Origin of the sequence: Domibacillus antri (assembly GCF_001936625.1) — a bacterium.
Taxonomy (GTDB): domain Bacteria; phylum Bacillota; class Bacilli; order Bacillales; family Domibacillaceae; genus Domibacillus; species Domibacillus antri.
In genome coordinates this window covers 1-24545 of sequence record NZ_MSDU01000024.1, presented here as the reverse complement: position 1 = coordinate 24545, position 24545 = coordinate 1, and the positions used below count along the sequence as shown (strand labels likewise).

The 24545-nt window shown below is 44.5% G+C and carries 22 protein-coding genes, 1 rRNA gene and 1 pseudogene; 15 read left to right on the top strand and 9 right to left on the bottom strand.

The genetic code is table 11. The features are described 5' to 3' along the window. Window positions 1-190: 190 nt before the first annotated feature. The 4 genes from BTO30_RS11415 (at window position 191) to BTO30_RS11400 (ending at window position 5318) form a co-directional block, all read left to right on the top strand. Window positions 191-1375, top strand: a complete 1185-nt coding sequence (locus BTO30_RS11415; protein WP_075398858.1) for an acetyl-CoA C-acetyltransferase — start codon at window positions 191-193, stop codon at window positions 1373-1375. A 206-nt stretch (window positions 1376-1581) separates the two neighbouring features. Then, window positions 1582-1992, top strand: a complete 411-nt coding sequence (locus tag BTO30_RS11410; RefSeq protein WP_075398880.1) for an Rrf2 family transcriptional regulator — start codon at window positions 1582-1584, stop codon at window positions 1990-1992. Window positions 1993-2067: 75 nt separating this feature from the next. Beyond that, window positions 2068-3516: an aldehyde dehydrogenase family protein gene (locus BTO30_RS11405; RefSeq protein ID WP_075398857.1), complete on the top strand. Its 1449-nt coding sequence runs from the start codon at window positions 2068-2070 to the stop codon at window positions 3514-3516. Window positions 3517-3854: 338 nt separating this feature from the next. After that, entirely contained in the window at window positions 3855-5318 is a 1464-nt protein-coding gene (locus tag BTO30_RS11400) for a glycoside hydrolase family 1 protein (RefSeq protein WP_075398856.1), read from the top strand. A 149-nt stretch (window positions 5319-5467) separates the two neighbouring features. Here BTO30_RS11400 and BTO30_RS17685 read toward each other — a convergent pair. The 3 genes and pseudogenes from BTO30_RS17685 to BTO30_RS11390 all read right to left on the bottom strand — a co-directional run. Then, window positions 5468-5653, bottom strand: a pseudogene (locus BTO30_RS17685) (phosphoheptose isomerase family protein); the annotation flags it as partial. 4 nt (window positions 5654-5657) lie between these two features. Beyond that, the gene (locus tag BTO30_RS11395) at window positions 5658-5957 is read right to left on the bottom strand and encodes a DUF2178 domain-containing protein (RefSeq protein WP_245796442.1); all 300 of its coding nucleotides are present in this window, start codon (window positions 5955-5957) and stop codon (window positions 5658-5660) included. After that, on the bottom strand, window positions 5950-6162 hold the full coding sequence (locus tag BTO30_RS11390; protein ID WP_075398854.1) for a helix-turn-helix transcriptional regulator: 213 nt from the start codon (window positions 6160-6162) through the stop codon (window positions 5950-5952). The genes BTO30_RS11395 and BTO30_RS11390 overlap by 8 nt, the downstream gene beginning before the upstream one ends. 101 nt (window positions 6163-6263) lie before the next feature. Here BTO30_RS11390 and BTO30_RS11385 point away from each other — a divergent pair, with 101 nt between their 5' ends. Further along, window positions 6264-6626, top strand: a complete 363-nt coding sequence (locus BTO30_RS11385; RefSeq protein ID WP_075398853.1) for a YidH family protein — start codon at window positions 6264-6266, stop codon at window positions 6624-6626. Window positions 6627-6725: 99 nt separating this feature from the next. On the opposite strand, the gene BTO30_RS11380 is transcribed toward BTO30_RS11385, so the two are convergent. The 4 genes from BTO30_RS11380 to BTO30_RS11365 form a co-directional block, all read right to left on the bottom strand. After that, window positions 6726-7697 carry a carbohydrate kinase family protein gene (locus tag BTO30_RS11380; RefSeq protein WP_075398852.1) on the bottom strand — a complete coding sequence of 324 codons (972 nt, stop codon included), beginning with the start codon at window positions 7695-7697 and terminating at the stop codon, window positions 6726-6728. A 4-nt stretch (window positions 7698-7701) separates the two neighbouring features. Next, a complete protein-coding gene (locus BTO30_RS11375) occupies window positions 7702-9174 on the bottom strand; it encodes a glycoside hydrolase family 32 protein (protein ID WP_075398851.1) in 1473 nt (490 codons plus the stop codon). Window positions 9175-9246: 72 nt separating this feature from the next. Then, entirely contained in the window at window positions 9247-10686 is a 1440-nt protein-coding gene (locus tag BTO30_RS11370; protein ID WP_075398850.1) for a sucrose-specific PTS transporter subunit IIBC, read from the bottom strand. Between the two features lie 164 nt (window positions 10687-10850). Beyond that, window positions 10851-11846, bottom strand: coding sequence for a LacI family DNA-binding transcriptional regulator (locus BTO30_RS11365; protein ID WP_075398849.1), 996 nt, complete (start codon window positions 11844-11846; stop codon window positions 10851-10853). Between the two features lie 170 nt (window positions 11847-12016). Between BTO30_RS11365 and BTO30_RS17680 the strand changes: the two genes are divergently transcribed. The 7 genes from BTO30_RS17680 (at window position 12017) to BTO30_RS11330 (ending at window position 19508) form a co-directional block, all read left to right on the top strand. Then, window positions 12017-12439 (top strand): Rossmann-fold NAD(P)-binding domain-containing protein, encoded by a 423-nt coding sequence (locus BTO30_RS17680; RefSeq protein ID WP_075398848.1) that lies wholly within the window; start codon window positions 12017-12019, stop codon window positions 12437-12439. 32 nt (window positions 12440-12471) lie between these two features. After that, window positions 12472-12783, top strand: a complete 312-nt coding sequence (locus BTO30_RS17675) for an NAD(P)/FAD-dependent oxidoreductase (RefSeq protein WP_245796440.1) — start codon at window positions 12472-12474, stop codon at window positions 12781-12783. Window positions 12784-12821: 38 nt separating this feature from the next. Then, complete coding sequence (locus BTO30_RS11350) at window positions 12822-14015, top strand: GTP-binding protein (RefSeq protein WP_169829352.1); 1194 nt, start codon at window positions 12822-12824, stop codon at window positions 14013-14015. Between the two features lie 231 nt (window positions 14016-14246). After that, entirely contained in the window at window positions 14247-16406 is a 2160-nt protein-coding gene (locus tag BTO30_RS11345) for a methyl-accepting chemotaxis protein (protein WP_075398846.1), read from the top strand. A 149-nt stretch (window positions 16407-16555) separates the two neighbouring features. Further along, entirely contained in the window at window positions 16556-17830 is a 1275-nt protein-coding gene (locus tag BTO30_RS11340; RefSeq protein WP_075398845.1) for an MFS transporter, read from the top strand. Window positions 17831-17898: 68 nt separating this feature from the next. Next, window positions 17899-18657 carry an inositol monophosphatase family protein gene (locus BTO30_RS11335; protein ID WP_075398844.1) on the top strand — a complete coding sequence of 253 codons (759 nt, stop codon included), beginning with the start codon at window positions 17899-17901 and terminating at the stop codon, window positions 18655-18657. Then, complete coding sequence (locus BTO30_RS11330) at window positions 18654-19508, top strand: Cof-type HAD-IIB family hydrolase (RefSeq protein ID WP_075398843.1); 855 nt, start codon at window positions 18654-18656, stop codon at window positions 19506-19508. Before BTO30_RS11335 ends, BTO30_RS11330 begins: the two co-directional genes overlap by 4 nt. A gap of 54 nt (window positions 19509-19562) precedes the next feature. Here the strand turns inward: BTO30_RS11330 and BTO30_RS11325 are convergent, their stop codons facing one another. Next, window positions 19563-20633, bottom strand: coding sequence for a tartrate dehydrogenase (locus BTO30_RS11325; protein WP_075398842.1), 1071 nt, complete (start codon window positions 20631-20633; stop codon window positions 19563-19565). Between the two features lie 258 nt (window positions 20634-20891). Between BTO30_RS11325 and BTO30_RS11320 the strand changes: the two genes are divergently transcribed. Then, complete coding sequence (locus BTO30_RS11320; RefSeq protein ID WP_075398841.1) at window positions 20892-21536, top strand: SDR family oxidoreductase; 645 nt, start codon at window positions 20892-20894, stop codon at window positions 21534-21536. An 80-nt stretch (window positions 21537-21616) separates the two neighbouring features. Here the strand turns inward: BTO30_RS11320 and BTO30_RS11315 are convergent, their stop codons facing one another. Then, a complete protein-coding gene (locus BTO30_RS11315) occupies window positions 21617-22489 on the bottom strand; it encodes a LysR family transcriptional regulator (RefSeq protein WP_075398840.1) in 873 nt (290 codons plus the stop codon). A 122-nt stretch (window positions 22490-22611) separates the two neighbouring features. Between BTO30_RS11315 and BTO30_RS11310 the strand changes: the two genes are divergently transcribed. Beyond that, window positions 22612-23712, top strand: coding sequence for an AbrB family transcriptional regulator (locus BTO30_RS11310; protein ID WP_075398839.1), 1101 nt, complete (start codon window positions 22612-22614; stop codon window positions 23710-23712). A gap of 617 nt (window positions 23713-24329) precedes the next feature. After that, a 16S ribosomal RNA gene (locus BTO30_RS17490) occupies window positions 24330-24545 on the top strand; the annotation flags it as partial.

The following is a 24545-nucleotide window of genomic DNA, read 5'->3' as shown; positions in this document are numbered from 1 at the left end:
GGCATCCCCATTCTCTTTTGCATTTCACTTACAAGACTGTAAGAGAAAAATAAAGATAGATGGTTTATAATTAAAATGCCCAAAAAAGAAAACGGTTTCATAAATTTAGGATGATGCGGATGATTGAACTGTCGTCAGCAGAATGCAGAAGCGATCTTTTCTGCCGGAGGAAATTTGAGGGGGAGATATAATGGTGAAAACAGTCATTTTAGACGGTGCACGTACGCCGATCGGCAAATTTGGCGGATCGCTTGCGTCATTAACAGCTTCACAGCTCGGCGGCATTGCGATGAAAGAAGCGTTGAAACGGGCGAATGTGCGACCGGAAGAATTGGATGAAGTCATTTTCGGAAACGTGCTGCAGGCTGGACAGGGACAAATTCCGTCGCGTCAGGCCGCACGGGAAGCCGGCATTCCGTGGGATATTAAAACCGAAACGATCAATAAAGTATGCGCGTCCGGTCTTCGAAGCGTTACACTTGCGGATCAGATTATTCGCTCAGGTGATGAAGAGATTATTTTGACAGGCGGCATGGAATCGATGTCGAACGTACCATATGCTGTTTTTAAAGCACGATGGGGTGCGCGCATGGGCGATACACCGATGATCGATTTAATGATTCATGACGGACTTTCATGCAGTTTCACCGGTTTACATATGGGAACATACGGAAATGCGACGGCGGAGGAGCTTCAATTGTCACGCGAAGAACAAGACAATTGGGCGGTTCGCAGTCATGAGAGAGCGGTTGCGGCCATCGAAAGCGGCAAAATGGCGGAAGAAATTACGGCGGTGGAAGTGCCTCAGCGCAAAGGAGATCCGATTGTCGTCGATACGGATGAAGCACCGCGTAAAAGTACCACGATAGACGCGCTTAAAAAGCTGCAGCCGGCATTCGGTAAAGAAGGCACCATCACAGCAGGCAATGCACCGGGGATCAATGATGGCGCCGCTGCCCTTGTTTTAATGAGCGGTGAGCGGGCGGTAAAAGAAGGAAAGCAGGTTTTAGCCACAGTGATCGGCCATGCAGAAATAGCCGTTGAAGCAGAAAAATTTCCGCAAACACCAGGCCTTGTCATTAATGAACTATTAAAGAAAACAGGCAAATCCGTTGAGAACATTGACTTGTTTGAAATAAACGAAGCATTTGCGGCGGTCGCGCTTGCCAGCAATAAGATTGCCGGGATTGATCCGGAAAAGGTGAATGTGAATGGCGGGGCCGTTGCACTGGGCCACCCGATCGGCGCGAGCGGTGCCCGCATCATTTTGACACTGGCATACGAACTTCGCCGGCGCGGCGGAGGAATCGGCATCGCCGCCATCTGTTCCGGAAGCGGACAGGGTGACGCGATCATGATTGAAGTGAAAAAGTAAACAAAGAGGATGTCTCAAACAATCATCGAGACATCCTCCTTTTTCATTTATAAATTCGGATTTTATGTGAATATGATCCTCCGTCCGCCCCTTATTTTGGCACTCAGCGGGTACATTAAGTCAATCACCCCGCTTTTCTCCTGCTTGCCCATTTGACAGAAACTGAAGTGGTAACTAAAATAATGACAAATGGTGGTGGAGAAAAAATGATTAATAGTCGTCTCGCCGTAGCGATTCATATAATGGTACTGGTCGCATCAAGTCCGGGTGCGCCGTTGTCTTCAGAACTCATGGCGGGAAGTGTGAATACGAACCCGGTCGTGATCCGGCGCATTAGCGGTATGTTGAGAAAAGCGGGGCTTATCACGTCGCGGGCCGGCATAACGGGATCTGAATTAACGAGAGATCCAGCTGACATTTCATTGCTGGATATTTTTAAAGCAGTGGAGCCAAAAGATGAGCTGTTTGCCATGCATGAGAAACCGAACCCGAATTGTCCGGTCGGCCAAAATATACAATCAACACTCGATGTTACATTTCATCGTGCCCAAACAGCAATGGAAAAGGAATTGGCGAATCAATCGCTGAAAGATATCATGAACCATCTCTTTAAATGAGGTGGTTTTTTATTTTAAAAAAGCGGAAAAAAGGGAAAACCAGAAAGGAGTGTATTTTGTTAGGAGGAAAAAAACATGACGCAGTTTACCAATCAGTTGATTAACGGCCAGTGGAAAAAAGGGTCGAGTGAAAAAGAAATAGAAAATAAAAATCCGTATAATGATGAACTATTATTTACCATTCGATCAGCGGATCAATCGGATTTAGATGAAGCATACGAAGCGGCGAAGGAAGCACAGGTAAAATGGGCGGCCCTCCCGCTTCATGAAAAACAGGCACTGTTTGATCGGCTTTTAGAAAAAATGAAGGCGGAAAAGGAGACGATCATTGACTGGCTTATTAAAGAAGCGGGCAGTACGCGTATGAAAGCGGATAGTGAGTTTGCAGCGGCCGTTGCGGTCGTGAAAGAATCCGCTTCTTTCCTTACACGGATCGCGGGTGTCCTCTTACCGTCTTATATACCTGGAAAAGAAAATCGAGTGTACCGCAGTCCAAAAGGCGTTGTCGGCGCGATCGGTCCATGGAATTTCCCATTTCATTTAACGTTGCGTTCACTCGCACCGGCTCTTGCAACGGGGAACAGCGCAGTCATAAAACCGGCATCCGAAACGCCGGTGACATCCGGACTTCTCATCGGCAAACTTTTTCAAGACGCAGGTTTTCCTGATGGTTTGGTCAATGTTGTCGTTGGACGGGGTTCTGAAATCGGAGACATGTTTGTGGAACACCCTATTCCGAAGATTATTTCCTTTACCGGATCAACAGAGGTAGGGCGCAGAATTGGTGAACTGGCAGGCAAACAGTTAAAAGAAGTGGCTCTCGAGCTTGGCGGAAATAATGTGATGATTGTATTGAAAGACGCAAATATCGAGCGGGCGGCAAAAGCAGCTGCGTTCGGGAAGTTTTTGCATCAGGGTCAAATTTGTATGGCGCTGAATCGAATCATTGTGGATGAAAGCGTGCATGATGAATTTTTGAAGGCGTTTATGAACATTGTGGAGAAACTTAAAGTCGGAGATCCTGCCGGCCAAAAGACGTTTGTGGGCCCGCTTATTAATCAAAAGCAGGTTGAGCGTATTCAAAAAGAAATACAAGAAAGCGTCGAACAGGGAGCACATATTCAATTAAACGGGAAAACAGATGGAGCGCTCATGTATCCAACCGTTCTGACCAATGTGACAGCGGGTATGCCGATTGTCAAAAATGAAATCTTCGGACCGGTTGCACCGATTATGAAAGCAAAAAGTGTGGAGCAGGCGATCGACTTGGCCAATGATTCTAATTACGGTTTGAGCGGCTCCATCTTTACGGAAGACCGTCACCTCGGTGTTGAAATGGCGAAAAAAATTGAAACCGGTATGATTCATATCAATGATCAGCCGGTTAACGATGAAGCACATGTACCGTTCGGGGGCGAAAAAGCATCCGGCGTCGGACGTTTTAATGGGGAATGGGCGATTGAAAAATTCACAACAGTGAAATGGATCAGTGTGCAGGAAGGGTATCGCGATTATCCGATTTAATATTATCTCCTGAAAAAGACGCTCCGTATTACCCGGGAAATGACTGTCGTATAGGCCGATTTATTGATACTACAGCCGGATTCTGCTTCATAAAGGCCGAATTCAAGGGGAATCCGGCCAAAAGTGCAAGAAAACCGGCCCAAAATCAGAAAATCCGGCTATAGAAATGAAGAAATGTAAATGCATGACGGAGAATATTCTGGGGATAACATGCTGTTACATCTTTGTAACAAATCCCAATCGTTGTGATAAAGAACAGAACATCGCTTATTCATTTACCGGGAAATCATCTTGCGCTACGATGAAAACAGAAATTGAATAAAAAGGAGTGCAAAGTGATGACGAATGAAATAAAATTTCCGAACGGTTTTTTATGGGGCGGCGCTGTTGCAGCGAATCAAATTGAAGGAGCCTTTGATGAGGATGGGAAAGGGCTCTCCAATAACGATGTGATAGAACGGATCAAACCGGAAGACCGGAAAAAATTGCATCTCCCTTTTCCGACGTCGGAGGAGGTACAAGAAGCTTTGCGCGATCAGGCGAACCGGCATTTTCCGAAACGTTATGGCATTGATTTTTATCACCGATACAAAGAAGACATTGCGCTGTTTAAAGATCTAGGTTTTAAAGTATTCCGTTTATCGATTGCGTGGACTCGTATTTTTCCAAATGGAACGGAAACGGAGCCGAATGAAGCAGGGCTTGCCTATTATGATGCATTGTTTGATGAATTGCGCAAAAACGGCATCGAGCCGGTCGTGACGCTGTCTCATTATGAGATGCCATTGCATCTTTCATTGGAGTATGGCGGGTGGACAAACCGGAAAGTGATTGACTTCTTTGCGCATTACGCGGAAACGGTTATGAACCGTTATAAAGATAAGGTAAAATACTGGATTACATTCAATGAAATTAATTCTATTTTAATGAGCCCGTTCATTAGCGGCGGTATTTTACGGGATCAGGTAAAAGATAAAAATGTGCTGCAGGCGACGTTCCAGGCGGCTCATCATCAGCTGGTGGCCAGTGCGAAAGCGGTCGAGGCATGTCATCGCCTTGTGCCGGACGGTCAAATTGGCTGCATGGTGCTTGGTATGATCAACTATCCGAACAGCCCGCATCCGGAAGATATGCTGGCGGCACTTCAGGATCAGCATAAAACCTTCTTCTTTACGGATGTACATGTACGTGGGCATTATCCAACGTACATGAATCGTTTCTTCAAGGAGCACAATGTTGTTCTTGAGACGCATCCCGAAGACGCGGACATTTTGCAACAAAATCTGGTTGATTTTGTCTCGCTCAGCTACTACATGTCGACCGTTTCAGCGCGGCCGGAAACAGCGGGTGAGCAGGCAGCCGGCAATATTTTAACGAATTTGAAAAATCCTTATCTTGAGGCATCTGATTGGGGCTGGCAAATTGACCCGACAGGACTGCGCACGCTGCTGAATATGTTTTACGAGCGCTATGAAAAACCGCTTTTCGTTGTTGAGAATGGATTAGGAGCATTTGATAAAGTGGAAGAAGATGGACGCATTCATGATGAATACCGGATCGATTATTTAAGCCGTCATATTGAGGCGATGAAAGAAGCGGTTGGGGATGGTGTTGACTTGATGGGATACACCGCGTGGGGACCAATCGACCTCGTCAGCTTCTCGACATCAGAAATGTCCAAACGGTACGGTTTCATTTACGTCGATCTCGATGATGACGGAAATGGGACGCTTGAACGAAGTAAAAAAGACAGCTTTTACTGGTACCAAAAAGTGATTGAAACAAACGGGGAAGAGTTATAAGAAAAGAAAAGGGCTGTTCCCTAAGCTGCTGATTCCGTCCATCAAAATAAGAAGGAGATGTCTCGACAAATTTTTGAGACATCTCCTTTTCTGTTTGCTCATAATCATGGCAAAGCGGTGTGATTGACAAAGAAAGTGGAAAAACCGCTTTATATATTTAGCTGATATACTTCCCGGGCAAGCGATTCAAGTATATATACAACGGGAACCTGGGTTGTGATATTCGATTCTTCAAACCGTTCTTCGGACACGTAATAAGAAATATTAAGGTCGGATATTTTGGAGACGGTGCAATGCTTGTTATTGGTAATGCTGATAATGGTGGTGGTTTCCTCCAAATTAATGATCCCGTGAATAGTATATGGACGTGAATAAAAAACCCATGCAGTGGGCAGCGTAAAGTGCGGTCATTAAAAAGAATGAAAAGGAAATGCCCTCTACTAAAATCACGACTGCCCAAGCGATGAGCAGCACCGCGAATGTAATATTCCAAGAAGCCGCATGTGCAAGTGAACTCACCTGTTTTTGCCGTTCGTCAAACCAGCGTCGTTTTGCGCCGGCTTTACGAGTAATGAAGTACACGATGACAGAAATGATGATTCCGCCCAGTAATCCGGAAACCGCGATTAAATTATCCATCAATGTTCTCATCCCCTTCGAATATAAATAAATCTTCAATCGTACAGCCAAAAATTTGGGCTAATTTATGCGCCAGAACGAGGGACGGTTTGTATTTTCCTTTTTCGAGCGAAATAATCGTCTGCCGTGACACATTCAGTTTTTGAGAAAGCTCCTCCTGGGTAATATGGAATGAGGTGCGCTTTTCTTTAATGACATTTTGCATTGGGACCCCCATTTTTTGTAAAGCTAACTTTACGTAAAGTGTACTTTACAAAATATCAGATGTCAAGTTCACTTTACATTTTATTTTGAAAGGTGATATACATGGAAAAAACGACAAGCTCCAAATTCATTCAGCAGCATCTCGCCAATGAGCGGACCTATCTCGCTTGGGTGCGAACGGCTATTGCGATCATTGGCATCGGGTTTCTTGTCATCAATCTTCATTTTAATTTTTTACCTCAGCATTCGGCAGGTGCGGATCTTATGGCGAATATTATTGGCGGTGCCGCAGTGATCGCTGGCCTTCTTGTGATCGGTTTTTCGACATACAGCTACTTTGGAAAAATGAAAACGATCGACAGCGAAACGTTTAAACCGGAGAAAAACAGTATCCTTGCCCTTACTGGTATTATCACAGCAACAATGATTTTGTTCGGTATGTATGTTGGGTTTATTTTTAGTTGAGGAGAAGAGGTGCATGGATTAATTTGAATTTTGAACGCATAAAATACTGGCGCAATGTGTGTAGAGTGTCATTTATAAAGAACCCCCGCAAGCAATCGCTCACGGGGTGTTCATCATGTCTTCAATCTGTTTTTTTGACGGCAATGAGGAGATCGCACCTTTGCCGGTTGTCGTAATCGCACCTGCTGCATTGGCGAATGTTAAAATGGACAGGGCGTTACGTTCCAATACAGCCTTCAGCTCATGTTGATCAGCACCGGTGTCCAATAAACGGTACAGCAAAGCGCCAATAAAGGCATCCCCGGCACCGGTTGTATCCTGGACATCAACAGAAAAGCCGCTGGCGTCAATGGATTTGTTATTTACATAGATAGAGGCACCGGCTGCCCCTTTTGTATAAATAACCGCCTGAACGTCACCGGAAAAGAGCAAATCGATCGCTTCTTTTTCGTCTTCAATACCGGTTATAAACGCAAGCTCTTCATCGGAAATTTTGACAATGTGCGCCTTTGGAATAAAGTCGAGAATCGTTTCACGGCACACATCCGGACTGTCCCAGAGCGGGAGGCGTACATTCGGATCAAAACTGATTAAAGCCCCGCGTTCTTTAGCAGATTGAATCGCTTTTACATGGGCCTGTTTCATCGGGCTGTCGACTAAATCGACAGAGCAAAAATGCAAAATATCACCTGATTTGAAAAGGGAAGCATTCACTTCATCCTCTGTGAGAAGCAGGTCCGCAGAGGGATTCCGGTAAAAGGAAAAGTCACGCTCACCGTCTTCACGAAGCGAAACGAAAGCAAGCCCTGTGTTGGCTTCATTTGTGCGAATGACATGGCCGGTGTCCACACCGGCTTCTTCTAATTGTTCCAGTAAAAAATCACCGAATGCATCCTCGCCAAGCTTCGTGAGCACGGCGGAGCGGCCGCCGAGTTTGGCAATAGCCGCCGCCACATTGGCCGGTGCGCCGCCTGGAGCACGTTCGAATGATACAACGTCTTTTAATGCCCTTCCTTTTTGAAGAGGTATAAAGTCTATTAATACTTCACCAATTGAATAGAGAGTTCCCATTTCATTATCCTCCAATCGTCCATTTCACTGCGCTGTACGACGCATTTCCGTCGTTTGCAAAAAAGCGGATGCCAGTGCTTTCGCTGCCCGGGAAAATCCGGCTCGTAAACACTTCTTCGCCGTCATTCACAAAAACTTCGACCGATGACGTATCGACAAACAAATGAAATTTCACCTGTTCAGCATCAAGCGCACATTGCCGCACCGTTCCAAACTCAGTCCCAACGGCGGTACCGGAATGAGTACGGTCCAGCACGACCTTTTTCTGCACGGCATCATACAGCAGCACCGTTTTTTCTGTCTCACTGACACGAAATTCAATTCCAAACGACTCCGCATCGACATTGTGAAACTCGGTCATCAGTTCAAATACAGTTCCGCTGAAGCTGTCAAATGTCTTCGTTTCATTTTGCAGCACATCGTGCACTTCCATTTTCACACCGCGTTTTAATTTAAGTTCCCGTACCGGACGCTGCATCAGCTTCCCATTTTCAATCGTCATTTCGCGAGGCAGTGTTAAACAGTGTGCCCAGCCGTATTGATCAGTAGGATAAGCTACTTCGGGAAGTCCCATCCAGCCAACCATAATGCGTCGTCCATCTGGCGCTTCCATTGACTGAGGGGCATAGAAATCAAAACCGCGGTCCAGTTCCGAAAATTCACCGTGTGTCATTGTGTTCCCATGAACATTAAGCTCGCCAATCACGTATCCTGATTGATAAATATTATGATAATGGTCTCCATTTGGCGCAATGCCCTGCGGTGAAAAAACGAGCACACCCTGTCCATTCACCATAAAATAGTCTGGGCATTCCCACATATATCCAAACGATCCTAAGTCGTTTTTTACTTCTCCTTCAAACGTCCAGTTTTTCATATCAGGAGAGCTGTACAGGACAATGCAGCCTGTTTCATTTATCCGCTGCGCGCCGATCACGGCATAAAACGTATCGTTTTCTTTCCACACTTTCGGGTCACGGAAATGGTCGGTATATCCGTCCGGTACATGATCTATAACCGGCTTATCACATTTAGTAATTACACCATCCTCGTTCATCACCGCGATATTCTGAAAAGGATGGCGAACCCAGTTTTCATCACGTGTATTGCCTGTGTACATTAAGTAAAGGTTATTCTCGTGTTCAATCGCGCTGCCTGAATACGCGCCATGACTGTCGATCTCCGCGTTCGGATGAATGGCAATGCCAACGTTTTCCCAGTGGACAAGGTCTGTTGATTTCGTATGGTACCAATATTTTAATCCGTGTACAGGACCGAGGGGAAACCATTGATAAAATAAGTGATATTCTCCGTTATAAAAAGAAAAGCCGTTCGGGTCATTTAATAAACCGGTTACCGGCTGTATATGAAACGTCTGCCGCCACGGGCTTTCATTAACCTGCTTTGCCAGCGCCTGCAGCTCTTCCGGCGTAACCTCTTCAATGCGTTTATAGCGTTGTTCCGTTGTCCATTCCAAGGTGAATCGCTCCTTTAAAGATAAATAGGTGGAGAGGGCCCGTATCCTGGACCCTCTCCACCATTGACTGTTTTAAGCAGCTTCTTGAACAGCTTCTTTTTTGGCATCACGTTTTGCGAGAATCATTGTGACCACAAACGCGACGGCAAAGGAGATGGCCATTCCGATCACGTATTGAAGGAGCCCTTCATGATGAATAGAAATGACACCAGGAAGTCCGGCTGCGCCGAGTGCGATCGCTTTTACTTTAAAGAAGGTAACATAGGCTGTTGCGACAGCAGAACCGACGATAGCACCAATAAACGGATAGCGCAGTTTTAAGTTCACTCCGAACATAGCGGGCTCTGTAATGCCAAGAAGGGCGGAAATACCGGCAGCAGAAGCTGTTCCTTTTAATTTTTTGTTTTTCGTCAGCATGAAAACAGCAAGAGTGGCGGCACCCTGTGCCACGTTTGACATGGTTGCGACAACGAAAATGAATGAACCGCCTGTTTTCGCCATGTCAGCAAGCAATTGTGTTTCCACTGCGATAAAGCTATGATGCATTCCTGTAATAACAATTGGTGCGTAAAGAAGACCAAAAATGGCCCCGCCGATAAAGCCGGTTGTATCATACATCCAGATCATACCGTCAGACAAGAGGTTACCTGCTGCACGTGTAATCGGCCCGACTAGTGTAAATGTTAAAATCCCTGTAATGAAAATCGTTAATAGCGGTGTTAATAAGTTATCGAGTGCAGATGGAACGACTTTTCGTAAAGATGTTTCAATTTTAGCGAGAATAAAGGATGCTGCTAGAACCGGCAATACAGTTCCTTGATAACCAATTTTTTCAATTTCAAATCCGAAAATAGACCAGACTGGAATTTCGCCGCTGACAAGCGCGCCGCCGTAGCCCCAGCCGTTTAATAAATCCGGGTGGACCATCAGCATACCAAGTGTCGCACCAAGATACGGATTACCGCCAAACCGCTGTGTGGCCGAGAAACCGATCAAGATAGGCAGGAAGACAAATGCGGCATTCGCGAATGTGTTAATCAGGGCAGCAAGATCCGCCATGTCCGGGTATGCTTCAACGAGTGATTTGCCGTCGATAAACAATCCTTGCGCGGTTAACAGGTTGTTGATCCCCATCAATAAACCGCCGGCTACGATGGCCGGAATAATCGGGACGAAAATGTCAGACAGCATTTTGACAAAACGCTGCAGGGGATTCATTTTTTTCGCGCCGGCATTATTCACATCCGTTGTGGACATGCCATCTGTACCAGTCATTTTGGCAAATTCTTTATAGACTTCATTGACCGTGCCGGAGCCGAAAATAATTTGATACTGGCCGCCTGTCGAGAATGTTCCTTTAACGCTGTCCATTTTATCTAATTTTTCCTGATCGACGATTGATTCATCATGTAAGGCAAGACGAAGGCGGGTCGCACAGTGGGCTGCGGCAGCTACGTTTTCTTTACCGCCGATCGCCTCCAGTGTTTCACGGGCAATTTCATTGTAATTCATGAGTAATCCTCCTTTGTATTTAAGCGTTTTTCACAAAGAATTTAGTGAAGTATCGATGAAAGGAACCGGTTCCGGAAATAACTAAATAAAAACCCGGCACTTTAGGAACCGGTTCCAAATTGATATAAAAGTGAAAACGGTTTTAGGAACCGATTTCACATTGATTATATTGGATGATCTGTTCGAATGTCAACACTCTCCCGCAAAATAATTTCAAAATTTGAGTAAGTCAGCTTTGGAATGTCTTCTCCGTTTACCAGTTTGACAATATGGCTGGCTGCTGTGCGCCCGGCATCGACGAAATGAATCTGTACAGTTGTTAACGAAGGGTGCATCATCGCTGTCACTTCATAGCCGCCAAATCCGGTAATGGATACATCTTCCGGCACCCGCAGATTTTTTTGGTAGGCCGCTTTGACCGCGCCAATCGCGATGTTATCCGTTGCACAGACGAGTGCTGAAGGAGAGAATTCATCGAATAAAGACTGCGCGCGGATGGCCGCTTCACTCATATTAAAAGTGGTTTCAAAAAAGCGGGCGTCAATATCATCATGATCCGCCACAGCCTTTTTAACCCCTTTTTTGCGATTGACGCCAACCGCAATGTCGTGTTCCCCGACGCCGAGAAAAGCGATATTTTTATGGCCGCGCTGAATGATATACTTTCCGATCGCATAGCCGGCCGTTTCATCATCATGAACGAGGCTGTACACATCATCGTGCTGCTGACCGACAAGTAGAACGGGAATGTTAATTTGTTTGAATGCTTTTAAATGATCATCGGTAATTTGTGTTGCCAGCAAAATGATTCCGGCCACTTTTTGTTTCGCCAATGTATAAATATTTTCAATTTCCCGCTCTAAATCCTGGTTCGTATTCGAAACCAGCATATGAAAATTGAGTTCGCGAAGCCGTTCATCAATGCCGATCAATGTCCGCGAAGTCGCATAAGAATCGAGGCGGGGAATGATCGTGCCGATTATATTTGTTTTTTTCGCCTTCAAGCTCTGTGCAAATGCATTCGGCGCGTATCCGGTTTCTGCAATGACGATTTCAATTTTCTTTTTTGTTTCTTCGCTGACCGAGCCGCCGTTCAAATAACGGGAAACCGTACTTTTCGCAACGCCGGCAAGCCGTGCTATATCTGCAATCGTGTTCATGCGTTCATCTCCGTTTATCTGCCTTCTATTTTATAAATTATACACTATTCAAGAGAAAAATAGCTTCTCACTCTGCAGGAAAGAGAAGTCAATTTATCTTGAACTATGAATACAAATGATCTATACTATAAATCGTAATTATTACGATTTAAGAAAAGGGAGGTGTCATTGTGTACGAATGGGTCATTATTGGCGGCGGTATTCATGGCTGCACAGTCGCGAACTTTTTAGTGAAAAGCGGGAAAACGGTGATCGATGATATTCGTCTCATTGATCCTCACGCAGAACCGATGGCCAGGTGGAAGCGTAACACGAACCGGATTGGCATGGAATATTTGCGCTCTCCGGTCGTTCATCATATCGATATTCATCCGTTCAGTCTGCAAAAATACAGCACATCAGGTGACAGCAGGGATTTTTACGGCTACTACAAACGCCCGAAGCTTGATTTATTTAACGAGCATTCCGATTCTGTACTGCGTGACTTCGATATAAAAAAAGCTTGGCATCAAAGGATTATAAAAAACGGCGTGAAATCATCAAAGACGCCCGCCATAAAGGCTCGATTACGCAAGAGCTGTTTCATAAGCTGATGCTTCTTCAAAAAAACGAAGAGCTGCTTATCTTGGACGGAGAGCCTGCTACTATGACAGACAGCACCATTGATCTTAAGGACGGCTCACAGCTTGAGGCGAAGACGGTCATATTGGCAACAGGATTTCAGCCGGCATTGCCCGCCCAGTCGTGGCTTGAAAAATTGATAATGGAACAGAAACTGAATTGTGCAAAATGCGGTTATCCAATTGTAAACGAATCGTTGGAATGGTGTCCGCATTTATTTATGGCAGGGCCGCTCGCTGAACTGGAAATCGGACCGATTGCCCGTAACATTTCCGGGGTCCGGCATGCGGCAGAACGAATTGCGACAAGTTTATAATCGTAATGATAATGATTTTCAGAAGAGGAGAAGGAATAATGAAAAAAATACCGGTTACGGTTTTAAGTGGATATTTAGGATCAGGAAAAACAACGCTTTTAAATCATATTTTAGCTAATGAAGAAAATAAGCGAATTGCTGTCATCGTCAATGATATGAGCGAAATCAATATTGACGTAGCCCTTGTCAAAAAAGGCGGTTTCTCAAAGACAGATGAAAAGTTGGTGGAAATGCAAAACGGATGTATTTGCTGCACTTTGCGAGAAGATTTGATGATAGAAGTGGAGCGTCTCGTGAAAAATGGAGACATCGATTATATTGTAATTGAATCGACCGGCATTTCGGAGCCGATTCCGGTGGCGCAGACGTTTACGTATGTTGATGAAGAACTGGACATTAACTTATCGGATTACTGCCGCCTTGATACGATGGTGACAGTCGTGGACGGCAACCGTTTCTGGCATGATTTCGCTTCGGGAGAATCATTGCTGGACCGGAAAGAAGCAGCGGATGAAACGGATACGCGTGAAGTGGTTGATTTGTTAATTGATCAAATTGAATTTGCAAACGTCATTTTACTGAATAAAACCGATTTACTGGAAGAAGAAGACATTGATGAGTTATATGCGGTCCTTCGCAAATTAAATCCCGATGCGCAAATCATCAAAAGTTCGTTCAGTCAAGTACCGCTTGCCCGCGTACTCGATACACACCTATTTGATTTTGATAAAGCGAGCGAGGGGGCGGGCTGGATAAAAGAGTTAAATGAAGAGCATGTGCCGGAAACAGATGAGTATGGTATTTCATCGTTCGTGTACCGCCGAACCCGCCCGTTTCATGCAGAAAGGTGGATGGAATGGCTGGAAGAATGGCCGGTGGATGTTGTCAGGGCAAAAGGATTCTTTTGGCTGTCGACGCGCAATGATATGACCGGCATGATTTCCCAGGCAGGTCCTTCCTTAATGATTCAAGGTGCCGGCGAATGGATCGCTGCTTATCCTGAGGACCAGCGCGTACAGATGTTAAATGAAGAACCGGAATTGTTGGAACGGTGGGACGACGAGCATGGTGACCGTATCACTGAAATCGTCATGATTGGTCTTGATATGGACAAAGAAGCAATTGAAGCATCACTTGATCGTTGTATATTAACGGATGAAGAAATGAACATGGACTGGTCAACATTCGCAGATCCGCTTCCGCCATTTTTAATGGCAGAACCAGTTTCCTGAGTAATCCAAATGAATGTTGATGCAAGCGGGTTAATGAATACGCTCAATTGATCATTTAAAGTATCATTTTAACGATAAAAACGGACAATTCAGTATTGCGTCACTGGATTGTCCGTTTTTATAGGAAAAAAGTTGTGAAAAGTCTTGAAATTAAAGAGAATTCAGAATATAATAATTTTTATAACAAATCCATGTTATATTTTATTACAAGGATTGAAAGTGGTGAGGGAAATGGGTGTATTTGGATGGCTTGATGTGCGGGAAGGACTGCCTCTTTGGTGGTCGTATCGATTAAATCGGCATACAAAAGGGTCGGTTGAAGAAGTGTTTGAAGGGATTGCCAGAACGAGGGTGATGCTGCTGACGGAATGGGCAAATGAACAGTGGGATTTCTTGGAGAAGGCGGCGCAGGAATTATTGTTCACTTCGGATGAACACGTAAGCGGCTATTTAATGAAAAAATGGGAAAAAAATCGTTACCTGACAGAGTTATTTTTGATTAATCCAGATGGGCAAATTACACATTCTACATACGCAAAACAAATCGGTCATTATGGAAATGACAAGGTGCAGCGAGCCGCTGTTCATGTATTTGACAGGAAAGAAAAGCTGTTGGTTGGGCCGTATACAGATGACATCACGGAAGAAATCGGGCCGCGAACATCGTCTTTTCATGATGAAGTGACGCTTTTATTTTTACAGCCGGTTATGGATGGGGGCCGGGTTGTGTCACTTTTGGCCGGCCGCATTCCAAACGATGTGCTCGGTGATTTGATCCAGCGTGAAGCGGGTCATATTTATCCGGATTCAGGCGATAATTATTTATTTATGGCAAAGTCAAATATGGATGCAGCGATCGCGCCGGGGACAGCATTGTCACGCAGCCGTTTTGAAGACAGGACATTTACGTTTGGTGAAAATTTAAAGGACGGCGTTCATACGAAGCAATGGGGAACGGTGAAAATTCAGAAGCATACAGAATTTGAAATTCGTTTTACCGACCCGGCGACAAAAGAACTTCATCCGGGAGTCGCGAACACGATTCAAAACGGAAGCAATTTGTTTGTGGAGTTTCCCGGCTACTCGGATTACCGGCATATTCCGGTCATCGGCAAAGGGGTCACATTTCAAATGCCTGGTTCCCCAGACATATGGGGCATGATGTGTGAAGGGGACCTGGAAGAGGTTTACCGTACGCGTTCGATCAGCTGGCGGCTTTTGAAACATTTTATGTTCTTTTTACTGGTGGGGATCATTCTTCAGCATACCATTGCAGCGGCTTCGTTTATTCCTGGATGGACGACGGTTATTATCGATCTTGCCTATGGGGCACTTGCTTCTGTTATTTTTTATAAACAGGGATTGAAACCGATTGTGGAACGGCTTCAAAAAATGACGGATATTACCCGGGAAATAGCGGAAGGGGGCGGTGATTTAACAAACCGCCTGGATTCCCAGTTATTATTTCCTGATGAAACAGGTGCGCTCGGCCGGTGGGTGAACAACTTAATTGACAGTCAGGATGAGTTAATGAGCAAAGTAAAGGCCGCGGCACTGGATGTGGAAGAGACCAATCAGTCTCTCCGTGAAAAAACAATGCTGGCTGAACGTGATTCGGTTGCGGTAATTGAACAGATGAGTGAAATGCTGGAGGCCATTCAACTTCAGTTAAAAGATGTTCAGCAGGCAATGAGGCAGGTTGATGAAGTAGGTCATACACTGACCGGACTGGAGCAGCTGTCGCAGGAACAGGTTGAACATGCTCAAAGTGAAGTGGCCGGTATTGATTCAAAAATGACAGTGATCGTCAATAAAGTAAATGAAGCATTAATGCTGACAGATGACTTTAAAGAACTTTCCAATAATATTAGTACGATAGTCGAAACGATTAATGCGATTGCCTATCAAACGAACCTGCTGGCGCTAAATGCCGCGATTGAAGCGGCGCGTGCCGGTGAATATGGAAAAGGATTTGGTGTCGTCGCACTCGAAATTCGAAAGCTGGCCGATCAGACAACGCTGGCGACGAAAGAAATAAGTGACACGCTCGATCAAATTGAAAGCAGCTCAACGTTCGTCCGCACGGCGATTCAAGAAAGCAGCGGCGAAGTAGAGAGTGGGGTAGAGGTGGTTCACAGCGTGCAAAATGTACTTGTGTCGATGGCGAAATCATCCGACTCCCATCCGGATATAACAGATCAAATGAAGAGCATTATCGGTAATATTGCGGTTATTAATGAACAAAATGCACGGACTGTTGAAAATGTCGATCAGTCCACCGATAAAATGGCCGGTCTTATAAAAGAAGTCCGTTTCGATTCGGAACAAAGCTCGTTTGTTGCAGCTGCACTTAGAAGGACAGTCGATAAATTTAAACTGTCAAAAGTTTGATGGTAGAGTCTAAGCAATCACGCAGCCTGCGCTGTATAAAGATGTGAAATGTAACAAAAAAGAGAAGACACCTTCAGCTGAAGAGGCAAAGGTGTCTTCTCTTTTTGGCGAAATATTGATACGATCATGTTGGGAAGAAGGTGGAAATTGTGAAGCTTCAAGTGCATTATGCGTGGATCATTTTATTGCTTTCATTTTTTGCATTGCTCTCCGCACAGGGAGTCAGGCTCTCATTCGGAGCCTTTATTCAACCGTGGGAAGAAGAATTTACGACGAATAGAGGGATCATCTCCCTTGTCGCGTTTATCAGTTACGTCGTTTATGCATTGTCGCAGCCGTACGTGGGGAAACTTGTTGACCGCTATGGCGTAAGATCCGTCCTTTCATTCAGCATGCTGATTATCGGATTATCGACTATTGTGACATTTTTCGTGCAAAATCCATGGCAGCTGATGATCATATATGGCGTGATCGCCTCAATCGGCTTTGGCGGAGCTTCTAACGTTGTCAGCTCTGTTGCAGTCGCTAACTGGTTTGTTGAAAAAAGAGGCCTTGCTTTCGGTTTAGTATCAGCAGGTACAGCAGGAGGCCAGCTGTTGCTCGTGCCATTGTCTTTATTTTTCATTGGTCAATTTGGATGGAAAGATACGGTTCTGATCTTCGGTCTTTTTTTAACGATCGTCGTGTTCCCGATTTTATTCCTCTTTATGAGGACTTCTCCGGCTGAAAAAAAGATGCGTGCCTATGGAGAGAAAGAAAGGGAACAATCGCAATATAGCGGACAAAAGCCTGAAACAAAGGAAACCCTATCGTTTATGCAGCTGCTGAAAAAGAAAGAGTTTTTATTTTTGATGATTCCGTTTTTTATTTGCGGTGTCACAACGACCGGGCTGATGGATACACATCTGATTCCGTTTGCGCAGCTTTGCGGATTTTCACCATCCGTAACCGGAGCGGCTGTTAGTTTATTGGCCGGTTTTAATATTATGGGTACCGTTTTATCCGGCTATTTATCCGACCGCTGGAGCTGTAAAAAAATACTCACTTTTTTATATGGTGTTCGCGCGTTGACAATCATTTTATTATTGCTGATTATTAACGATGCCTCTTTATTTGGTTTCTTTATTGAGCAGTCTCATTTATTGATCATTTTCGCGATTAGTTTCGGTGTGGTGAATTTTGCAACTGTCGCACCGACCATTAAATTGGCAACAGAATACTTTAAGCATTTTTCGGTTGGGGCTATTATCGGCTGGATTTATTTAAGTCATCAATTCGGTTCTGCGATCGGCTCATTTATTCCGGGTCTATTGTTCGATGCGACAGGCGGATATGAGATTTCATTTATTGCTTCCATCATTTTATTGATCGGTGCCGCTGTCATGAGCTTCCTTCTTCCAAAAACAACCATGGCAGCGAAGTGACTTATATGACCTTGCCATTTGAATGCGTTATGATGGAATGAGCATACATACAAGTAGGGAGAGGTTAATTGTATAACGAATATTTGTCCTTTGCGATTGAACTTGGCAAAGAAGCTGGCAGATTTTTATTGCCGAGGGCGGGAAAAGCAGGCGGTCAGACACTGAAAGCTGCAAAAGATTTCGTAACAGAAATGGATTTGCAGGTAGAAGCACTTATTATTGGACGTATTCAGGCAAAATATCCAGATCACCGTATTTTTAGTGAAGAAGCGGGGGTGATTGGGAGTGTCAGCGAATTTGAATGGGTGATCGATCCGATTGACGGCACGATTAACTACAGTATCGGGGTGCCGCAGTATGGTGTGTCGATCGCGCTCACATACAAAGGGGACCCGATTGTTGGCGTCATTTCACTGCCTGGATTAAACGAAACATATTGGGCGTCAAAAGGCGGCGGAGCGTTCAAAGATGGCGAGCCCATTCGTGTACGGGATGTGAGTTTGGCAGAATCGTTCGTATCACACAGTGATTTTGCGAAAGATGGAAATAAAGAAGCGAATACGCAGCGGCTTGAATTGCTTGCGAAAATTGTAAATGATGTATACAGAGTACGCATTATCGGCACAGCGGCAGTCACACTGGCGTACATTGCAGCAGGGCGCTGGGATGCCGCACTGTATATGAGTCCGGCGTTTTACGATATCGCAGCGGGCCAATTGCTTGTGACAGAAGCAGGCGGTGTCATGGCAGCTGCCGGTCCGTATACAATGTTCGGGCAAAAGCAGGTGGCATCCGGTCTGCAAAACTTGCTGGGGGGATCGAAATGAAATTAATTGCGATTGATATGGACGGAACGCTCTTGAGCAGCCGCAATGAAATCAGTCCGGAAAATATCAAAGCCATTAAAGCGGCCCAGTCAAAAGGGATTGAAGTTGTGATTGCGACCGGGCGTGCTCAATTTGATGCTGCCAAACTCGTGAAAGATGCCGGTTTGTCGACGTGGATTATTAGTGCGAATGGCGCGACTATTCATGATAAGGATGGGACAAGAGTACAGTCCATTTCCATCAGTAAAGAAGACACGGAAGAAATTCTCACTTATTTTATCGAACACGGCTTTTATTATGAGGTCTTTTCTGATCATACATTGTATTCGCCGAACAATGGACGGGAACTATTGAATATTGAAATCGACCGTATTAAAACAGCGAATCCAAATGCCGATTTTGCAGAAATGGAAGAAGCGGCCGAACGTCAATTCAGCCAGGAGCCGTTTGAATTTGTCGCTACATATAAAGATATCTTGGAGCAGACGGACCAATATTATAATTTGCTTGCTTTTTCATTTCATGATGAGAAGCTGCAAAAAGCGTGGGACCGCTATGCGGATCGTGAAGATCTGACATTGACAGCGTCAGCCAGCCGCGTGTTTGATATTATGCACCGCGATGTATCGAAAGGGAACGCTGTGCAAAAATTAGCAGATCAATTTGGCATAGAACAGCAGGACGTTATGGCTATCGGGGATAATTTCAACGATGTCTCAATGTTTAAAATCGCGGGCACAAGTGTGGCGATGGGAAATGAGCTGGATGGTGTAAAGGAACAGGCGATGATGACTACGTTGAAAAATAACGAACATGGCGTTGCGTATATTATTGAAAAAATGACAACATAAAAGAGCCGCTGCCAGGAGAATTAGACTTCTGGCGGCGGCTCTTTTTCTTTGATTTTATAGTTGTTTCAACAATTCCACCATATGATCTCCCACTTCACTTGTTGAAGCATTGCCGCCGAGATCTGGTGTCAGGACGGTTTTGTCGACGAGCATTTTTTCGATGAGCGTTAACACTTTTTCCGCCCACTCTGCTTGTCCGAAAAATTCGAGCATTTGACTGGCTGACCATAATGTCGCAAGTGGATTGGCGATTTGTTTACCGGCAATGTCCGGTGCGGAGCCATGAATGGGTTCGAACATAGATGGGAAATTGCGTTCCGGATTTAAGTTTGCGCCGGCTGCAAGCCCCATGCCGCCTGTAATACCTGCGCCGAGGTCGGTAATAATATCACCGAATAAATTAGATGTGACCACAACTTCAAAACGCTTAGGATCCATAACGAAAAACATGCTGGCTGCGTCAACAAGATACGAATGCGTTTCCACATCCGGGTATTCTTTGCTGATTTCTTCAAACACTTCGTCCCAGAACACCATCGAATAGTTGAGCGCATTTGCTTTACTGATGCTCGTGAGGGAGCGATTTTCTTTTTGTGCAATATTAAACGCATAGCGGATAATGCGCTCGGTTCCTTTTCGTGAAAAAACACCGGTCTGCAGTGCGACTTCATGCGGTTTTCCCTGGAAAAGGCGGTCTCCTGCTCCGGCATATTCGCCTTCGCTGTTTTCGCGGATGACCAGCATATTAATATCGTCCGGTGTCACATCTTTCAGCACAGTCGGCGCGCCATTCAGTAATTTAATCGGACGCACATTTACATACTGATCAAAGGATTTACGAATACGGAGCAGTAAATCCCATAACGAAATATGGTCCGGTACACCGGGATAGCCGACCGCTCCTAAATAAATCGCGTCAAATTGCTGCAGGCGCTCAATGCCATCATCATCCATCATTTTTCCATGCTGGACATAGTACTCACAGCCCCAAGGGAAATATTCGAAATCAAACGAAATATTTTCATCAACACTTTCAATATACTTTAATACTTTAACACCTTCCGCTATCACTTCCGGCCCGATGCCGTCGCCGGGAATGACAGCGATTTTAAATGGATTAACCATGATTTTTCCTCCACCCGATTATGTATTGTAAACTGTAGACGGTTTACAATTCTATTTTACCATTTTTTATTCGAGATAGATATTGACAAAATGAACAGATTAGGATTAGAAAATGACAAATTATCATCTTGACTTTTGATAACGCCAAATCACTTTTGTTTATGGTAATCAAATTCGAGCCAGCCGTCTTGTTTGCTTCTTATGTATTTGTTTGAAATAATAGACAGGAAATGATTTGGAAAGAGGTGCTCAATTAAAATGAAAGTATTCGTGGTTGGAGCAAACGGACAAATCGGACAGAAGCTGATTGAGCTTTTACAAAATAGTGATAAACATGAAGTGCGTGCCATGGTGAGAAAAGAGGAACAGGCGGCTGCTTTTAAAGAAAAAGGGGTCGAGGCTGTGATTGCTGATCTTGAAGGCCATGTTGACCAGCTGGCGAAGGCGATGCTTGGATGCGATGCTGTTGTGTTTACAGCAGGATCAGGAGGCCATACAGGACCGGATAAAACACTGCTTATTGATCTTGATGGGGCAGTGAAAACGGTGGAAGCAGCAGAACAGGCGGGCGTGAAGCGGTTTATTATGATAAGCGCATTGCAGGCGAATAACCGGGAAAATTGGAATGAAGCGATCCGTCCATATTATGTCGCAAAACATTACGCTGATCGTGCCGTCGAGCAAAGCTCCCTTGCCTATACGATTATCCGCCCGGGCGGACTGTTAAACGAGCCGGGGACCGGAAAAGTAGAAGCGGGTGAAAGATTAGAGAGAAGTTCAATCCCGCGTGAAGACGTTGCTGCGGTCATTTACACTACGCTCGACACAGCGCACACCTTTAACCGCTCATTTGACTTAATATCAGGCGGGAAATCCATAAGTGAAGCGCTGAAAAATATTTAAATGTAAAGGTCTTTCCATTTTGAGGAAGGCCTTTTCGTATTCGCGAGGAAATCGTGCCGTTGAATGTAAGTGAATTGGTCTCAATGAATGTCTTCAAGATCGATCCGCTCGATAAATTCGACAAATGCTTTTACGATGTTCAGCTGCAGTGATTCCTTGTGAAAGAACATCCAGCTTTTGCGAATGATAGGTTCGCCGTCCGGCGTTGTAAGCTCAATTTTGTGCAAGTCTTCCAGATCATCTAAAATCATGCTTGGTAAAATCGCATAGCCGAGGCCGTTTGCGACCATGTTTTTGCATGTGCCGGCTTTGTCGACGTCGATGCTGATAAGGGGAGGCTTCGCGTAATTTTCAGCCCACCATTTGTCGACAGTCATTTTTAAGTTTTGATCAGTACGGTAATCGATCCGGGGCAAATCCGGCAAAAGGCTCATATTAATCGGTTCTTTTGAGGCGATACAAATTCTTTCTTCAAATAGAAGCCGTTTTTGATCTTTCCAGCCATAATCCCCTTTTACAAATCCGACGTGAACATCCTCGTTATGAATTAAATGAGTAATATGGCTGCTCCACTCGGTCGTCACTTTAAATTCGATATCCGGATATTCGTCTTTAAATAATTTCAGCAATCCCGGCAGTTTATAGTCGGTAAAAAAAGTCGATACACCAAGTCTTAGCGTACCGGTTATTTTATTCTCCATATTAAGTACGTTTTCTTTTATGTGCTGGATGCGGTGAATCATATCATAAGCGCTTTTGGCCAAATATTCCCCTTGTGGAGTGAATTGAACACCTCGTCTGCCGCGATTGACAATTTGGACACCGAATTCTTTTTCGATTTGTTTCAACCGATTCGTTAAAGCGGGCTGAGAAATGTATAACAATTTTGCGGCGTTTGTGATATTTTTCTCTTCATAAAGCGCTTGTAAAACAAGCCAGTCCCGTTCGTCCATAAAAGATACCTCCATTAGACATAAATTTTGTTTATGGTTGATCATATTAAAACGATATTTTATTTATTTCTATATGTATATTATAGTGAATTGTACAAGGAACAGAAAGAAGGATTGGATGAATGGAAGTAAATAAATGGTTGTTTGTTGCGATGAGCAGCGCCGGCGGATTCTTGTTGTCGTTAACGGGCTTGTCGATTGGCTGGATGCTCGGAACATTGATCACTGCGGCTCTCATTTCTTTCGTGAAGCCAAATTTTCTGGGAGCGAAAGGAACGCCGAAATATTGGCTGTACATCGGGCAATGTATTTTAGGCATAGAGCTTGGTCAAAAAATAAATTTATCTGTTATAACGGTTTTTCAGCAGCACTGGGCGGTCATAGTCGCCATGTTATTGCTTTCGATCGTATTTTCACTAATATCCGGTTTTGCCTTATGGAAGTTTAGTCGAACCGATATGATGACCAGTTTTTTGGGGACCGCACCGGGTGGAATGTCCGCGATGCCGGCAATGGCGGAAGAAGTTGATGCAAATACGGCTATTGTCAGTATTATTCAAACGATGCGCGTTTTTCTTGTCATTTTTATCATTCCGATCGTTATGTCCGCACTTATTTTCCATCCGCCGGCACAGCCTGTTGTTGAAACGGCTGCTCCGCCATTTGAATGGAACCAGCTCTTATGGACGGCTATCTTGGCTGTTATGGCGTATGGGGGCTATCATCTTGGTAAAAAGTTAAAATCCCCCGCACCATGGCTGATTGGAAGCATGGTGGCTGTTGCGATCGTCCAATCGATCAGCTCCACATTCGTCGGACATGATATGGTTGCCTTTTGGCCGCACAGCGTCATGGTCATATCACAAGTCATTATTGCCGTTTCAATCGGCTCGCATTTCCGAAAAGAAATGTTTATTGGTTTAAAGCAAACCTTAAGCGTCGCCTTCATTGGTACAATCGTATTTATTGCTGCGATGTTTGTGTGTGCATATGTCGTGTCAAAGGTGACGGGAATCGCTTTTATAACAGCTGCACTCGCTTTTGCGCCAGGAGGTGTTGCTGAAATGGCAACAACCGCAGTTGTTCTCGATGCGGACTCGACATTTGTCGTTGCCGTGCAGGTGCTTCGGATTATCGCCATCTGTCTCGTGATGCCGCCTATATACAAACTGCTTCATGGATGGGAAGTAAGAAAAGAAGTTCATTCTCATGCATCGGCTTAGTGAGAAAAGTCATCAGTTTAGGCTGATGGCTTTTACTACTTTTGTATAGAAGATACACGTCAAAAAAGAGTGTCGGTTTAACAGGCAGCGACTCTTCAGATGACATTTTGTTGTGCCTGTTGCAAGCAGGATATTATATTAGGTGATGATATATTCATTAATAATGTAGTTCGATACTATATTGGTTATAAATTTTAATTGACTTTATTTTTAATAACATGCTATATTAGTCTTCGCCGCTAATAATGTCGGTGTTTTGAAAAGACTCATTTTTTTGATTGAAAAATAATTATCCCTTCAAAACATATTGACTTTATGTTTTGGAAATGTTACATTGATACTTGCTTGTTAAATTAATGATCGCTTTGATATGGATGGGATAACAAATTCCCCATTAGACAATCAATCTTTGAAACTTTGAAAATATTTTTTTGTAAAGGATATTGACTGATTAATCAAAGGGTGATATTATGTTATAGCTGTCACAAAAAACAGCGAGTTAAATTGATCTTTGAAAACTGAACAAAATCAATAAAAACGTCAACGTTTTAGAATTAAACTTTCTATTATGAAATGCCCGTCATTTCGATAGAAAACAAATGAGCAAGTCAAACTGCTTTTTGGAGAGTTTGATCCTGGCTCAGGACGAACGCTGGCGGCGTGCCTAATACATGCAAGTCGAGCGGACTTGACGGAGCTTGCTCTGTTCAAGTTAGCGGCGGACGGGGGAGTAACACGTGGGCCACCTGCCCTGCAGCTTGGGATACCTCCGGGAACCCGGGGCTATTCCCGCATAATAGGGAAGATCACATGATCGTCGTTTGAAAGCAGGT

What these genes read in the sequence shown, in the direction of transcription:
- BTO30_RS11320 (WP_075398841.1), top strand. Translation starts at nt 20,892, where the DNA reads ATGAAAGTATTCGTGGTTGGAGCAAACGGACAAATCGGACAGAAGCTG.
- BTO30_RS11325 (WP_075398842.1), bottom strand. Translation starts at nt 20,633, where the DNA reads ATGGTTAATCCATTTAAAATCGCTGTCATTCCCGGCGACGGCATCGGG.
- BTO30_RS11345 (WP_075398846.1), top strand. Translation starts at nt 14,247, where the DNA reads ATGGGTGTATTTGGATGGCTTGATGTGCGGGAAGGACTGCCTCTTTGG.
- BTO30_RS11380 (WP_075398852.1), bottom strand. Translation starts at nt 7,697, where the DNA reads ATGGGAACTCTCTATTCAATTGGTGAAGTATTAATAGACTTTATACCT.
- BTO30_RS11400 (WP_075398856.1), top strand. Translation starts at nt 3,855, where the DNA reads ATGACGAATGAAATAAAATTTCCGAACGGTTTTTTATGGGGCGGCGCT.
- BTO30_RS11390 (WP_075398854.1), bottom strand. Translation starts at nt 6,162, where the DNA reads ATGCAAAATGTCATTAAAGAAAAGCGCACCTCATTCCATATTACCCAG.
- BTO30_RS11370 (WP_075398850.1), bottom strand. Translation starts at nt 10,686, where the DNA reads ATGAATTACAATGAAATTGCCCGTGAAACACTGGAGGCGATCGGCGGT.
- BTO30_RS11415 (WP_075398858.1), top strand. Translation starts at nt 191, where the DNA reads ATGGTGAAAACAGTCATTTTAGACGGTGCACGTACGCCGATCGGCAAA.
- BTO30_RS11385 (WP_075398853.1), top strand. Translation starts at nt 6,264, where the DNA reads ATGGAAAAAACGACAAGCTCCAAATTCATTCAGCAGCATCTCGCCAAT.
- BTO30_RS11395 (WP_245796442.1), bottom strand. Translation starts at nt 5,957, where the DNA reads ATGGATAATTTAATCGCGGTTTCCGGATTACTGGGCGGAATCATCATT.
- BTO30_RS11350 (WP_169829352.1), top strand. Translation starts at nt 12,822, where the DNA reads ATGAAAAAAATACCGGTTACGGTTTTAAGTGGATATTTAGGATCAGGA.
- BTO30_RS11315 (WP_075398840.1), bottom strand. Translation starts at nt 22,489, where the DNA reads ATGGACGAACGGGACTGGCTTGTTTTACAAGCGCTTTATGAAGAGAAA.
- BTO30_RS11405 (WP_075398857.1), top strand. Translation starts at nt 2,068, where the DNA reads ATGACGCAGTTTACCAATCAGTTGATTAACGGCCAGTGGAAAAAAGGG.
- BTO30_RS11410 (WP_075398880.1), top strand. Translation starts at nt 1,582, where the DNA reads ATGATTAATAGTCGTCTCGCCGTAGCGATTCATATAATGGTACTGGTC.
- BTO30_RS11330 (WP_075398843.1), top strand. Translation starts at nt 18,654, where the DNA reads ATGAAATTAATTGCGATTGATATGGACGGAACGCTCTTGAGCAGCCGC.
- BTO30_RS11365 (WP_075398849.1), bottom strand. Translation starts at nt 11,846, where the DNA reads ATGAACACGATTGCAGATATAGCACGGCTTGCCGGCGTTGCGAAAAGT.
- BTO30_RS11310 (WP_075398839.1), top strand. Translation starts at nt 22,612, where the DNA reads ATGGAAGTAAATAAATGGTTGTTTGTTGCGATGAGCAGCGCCGGCGGA.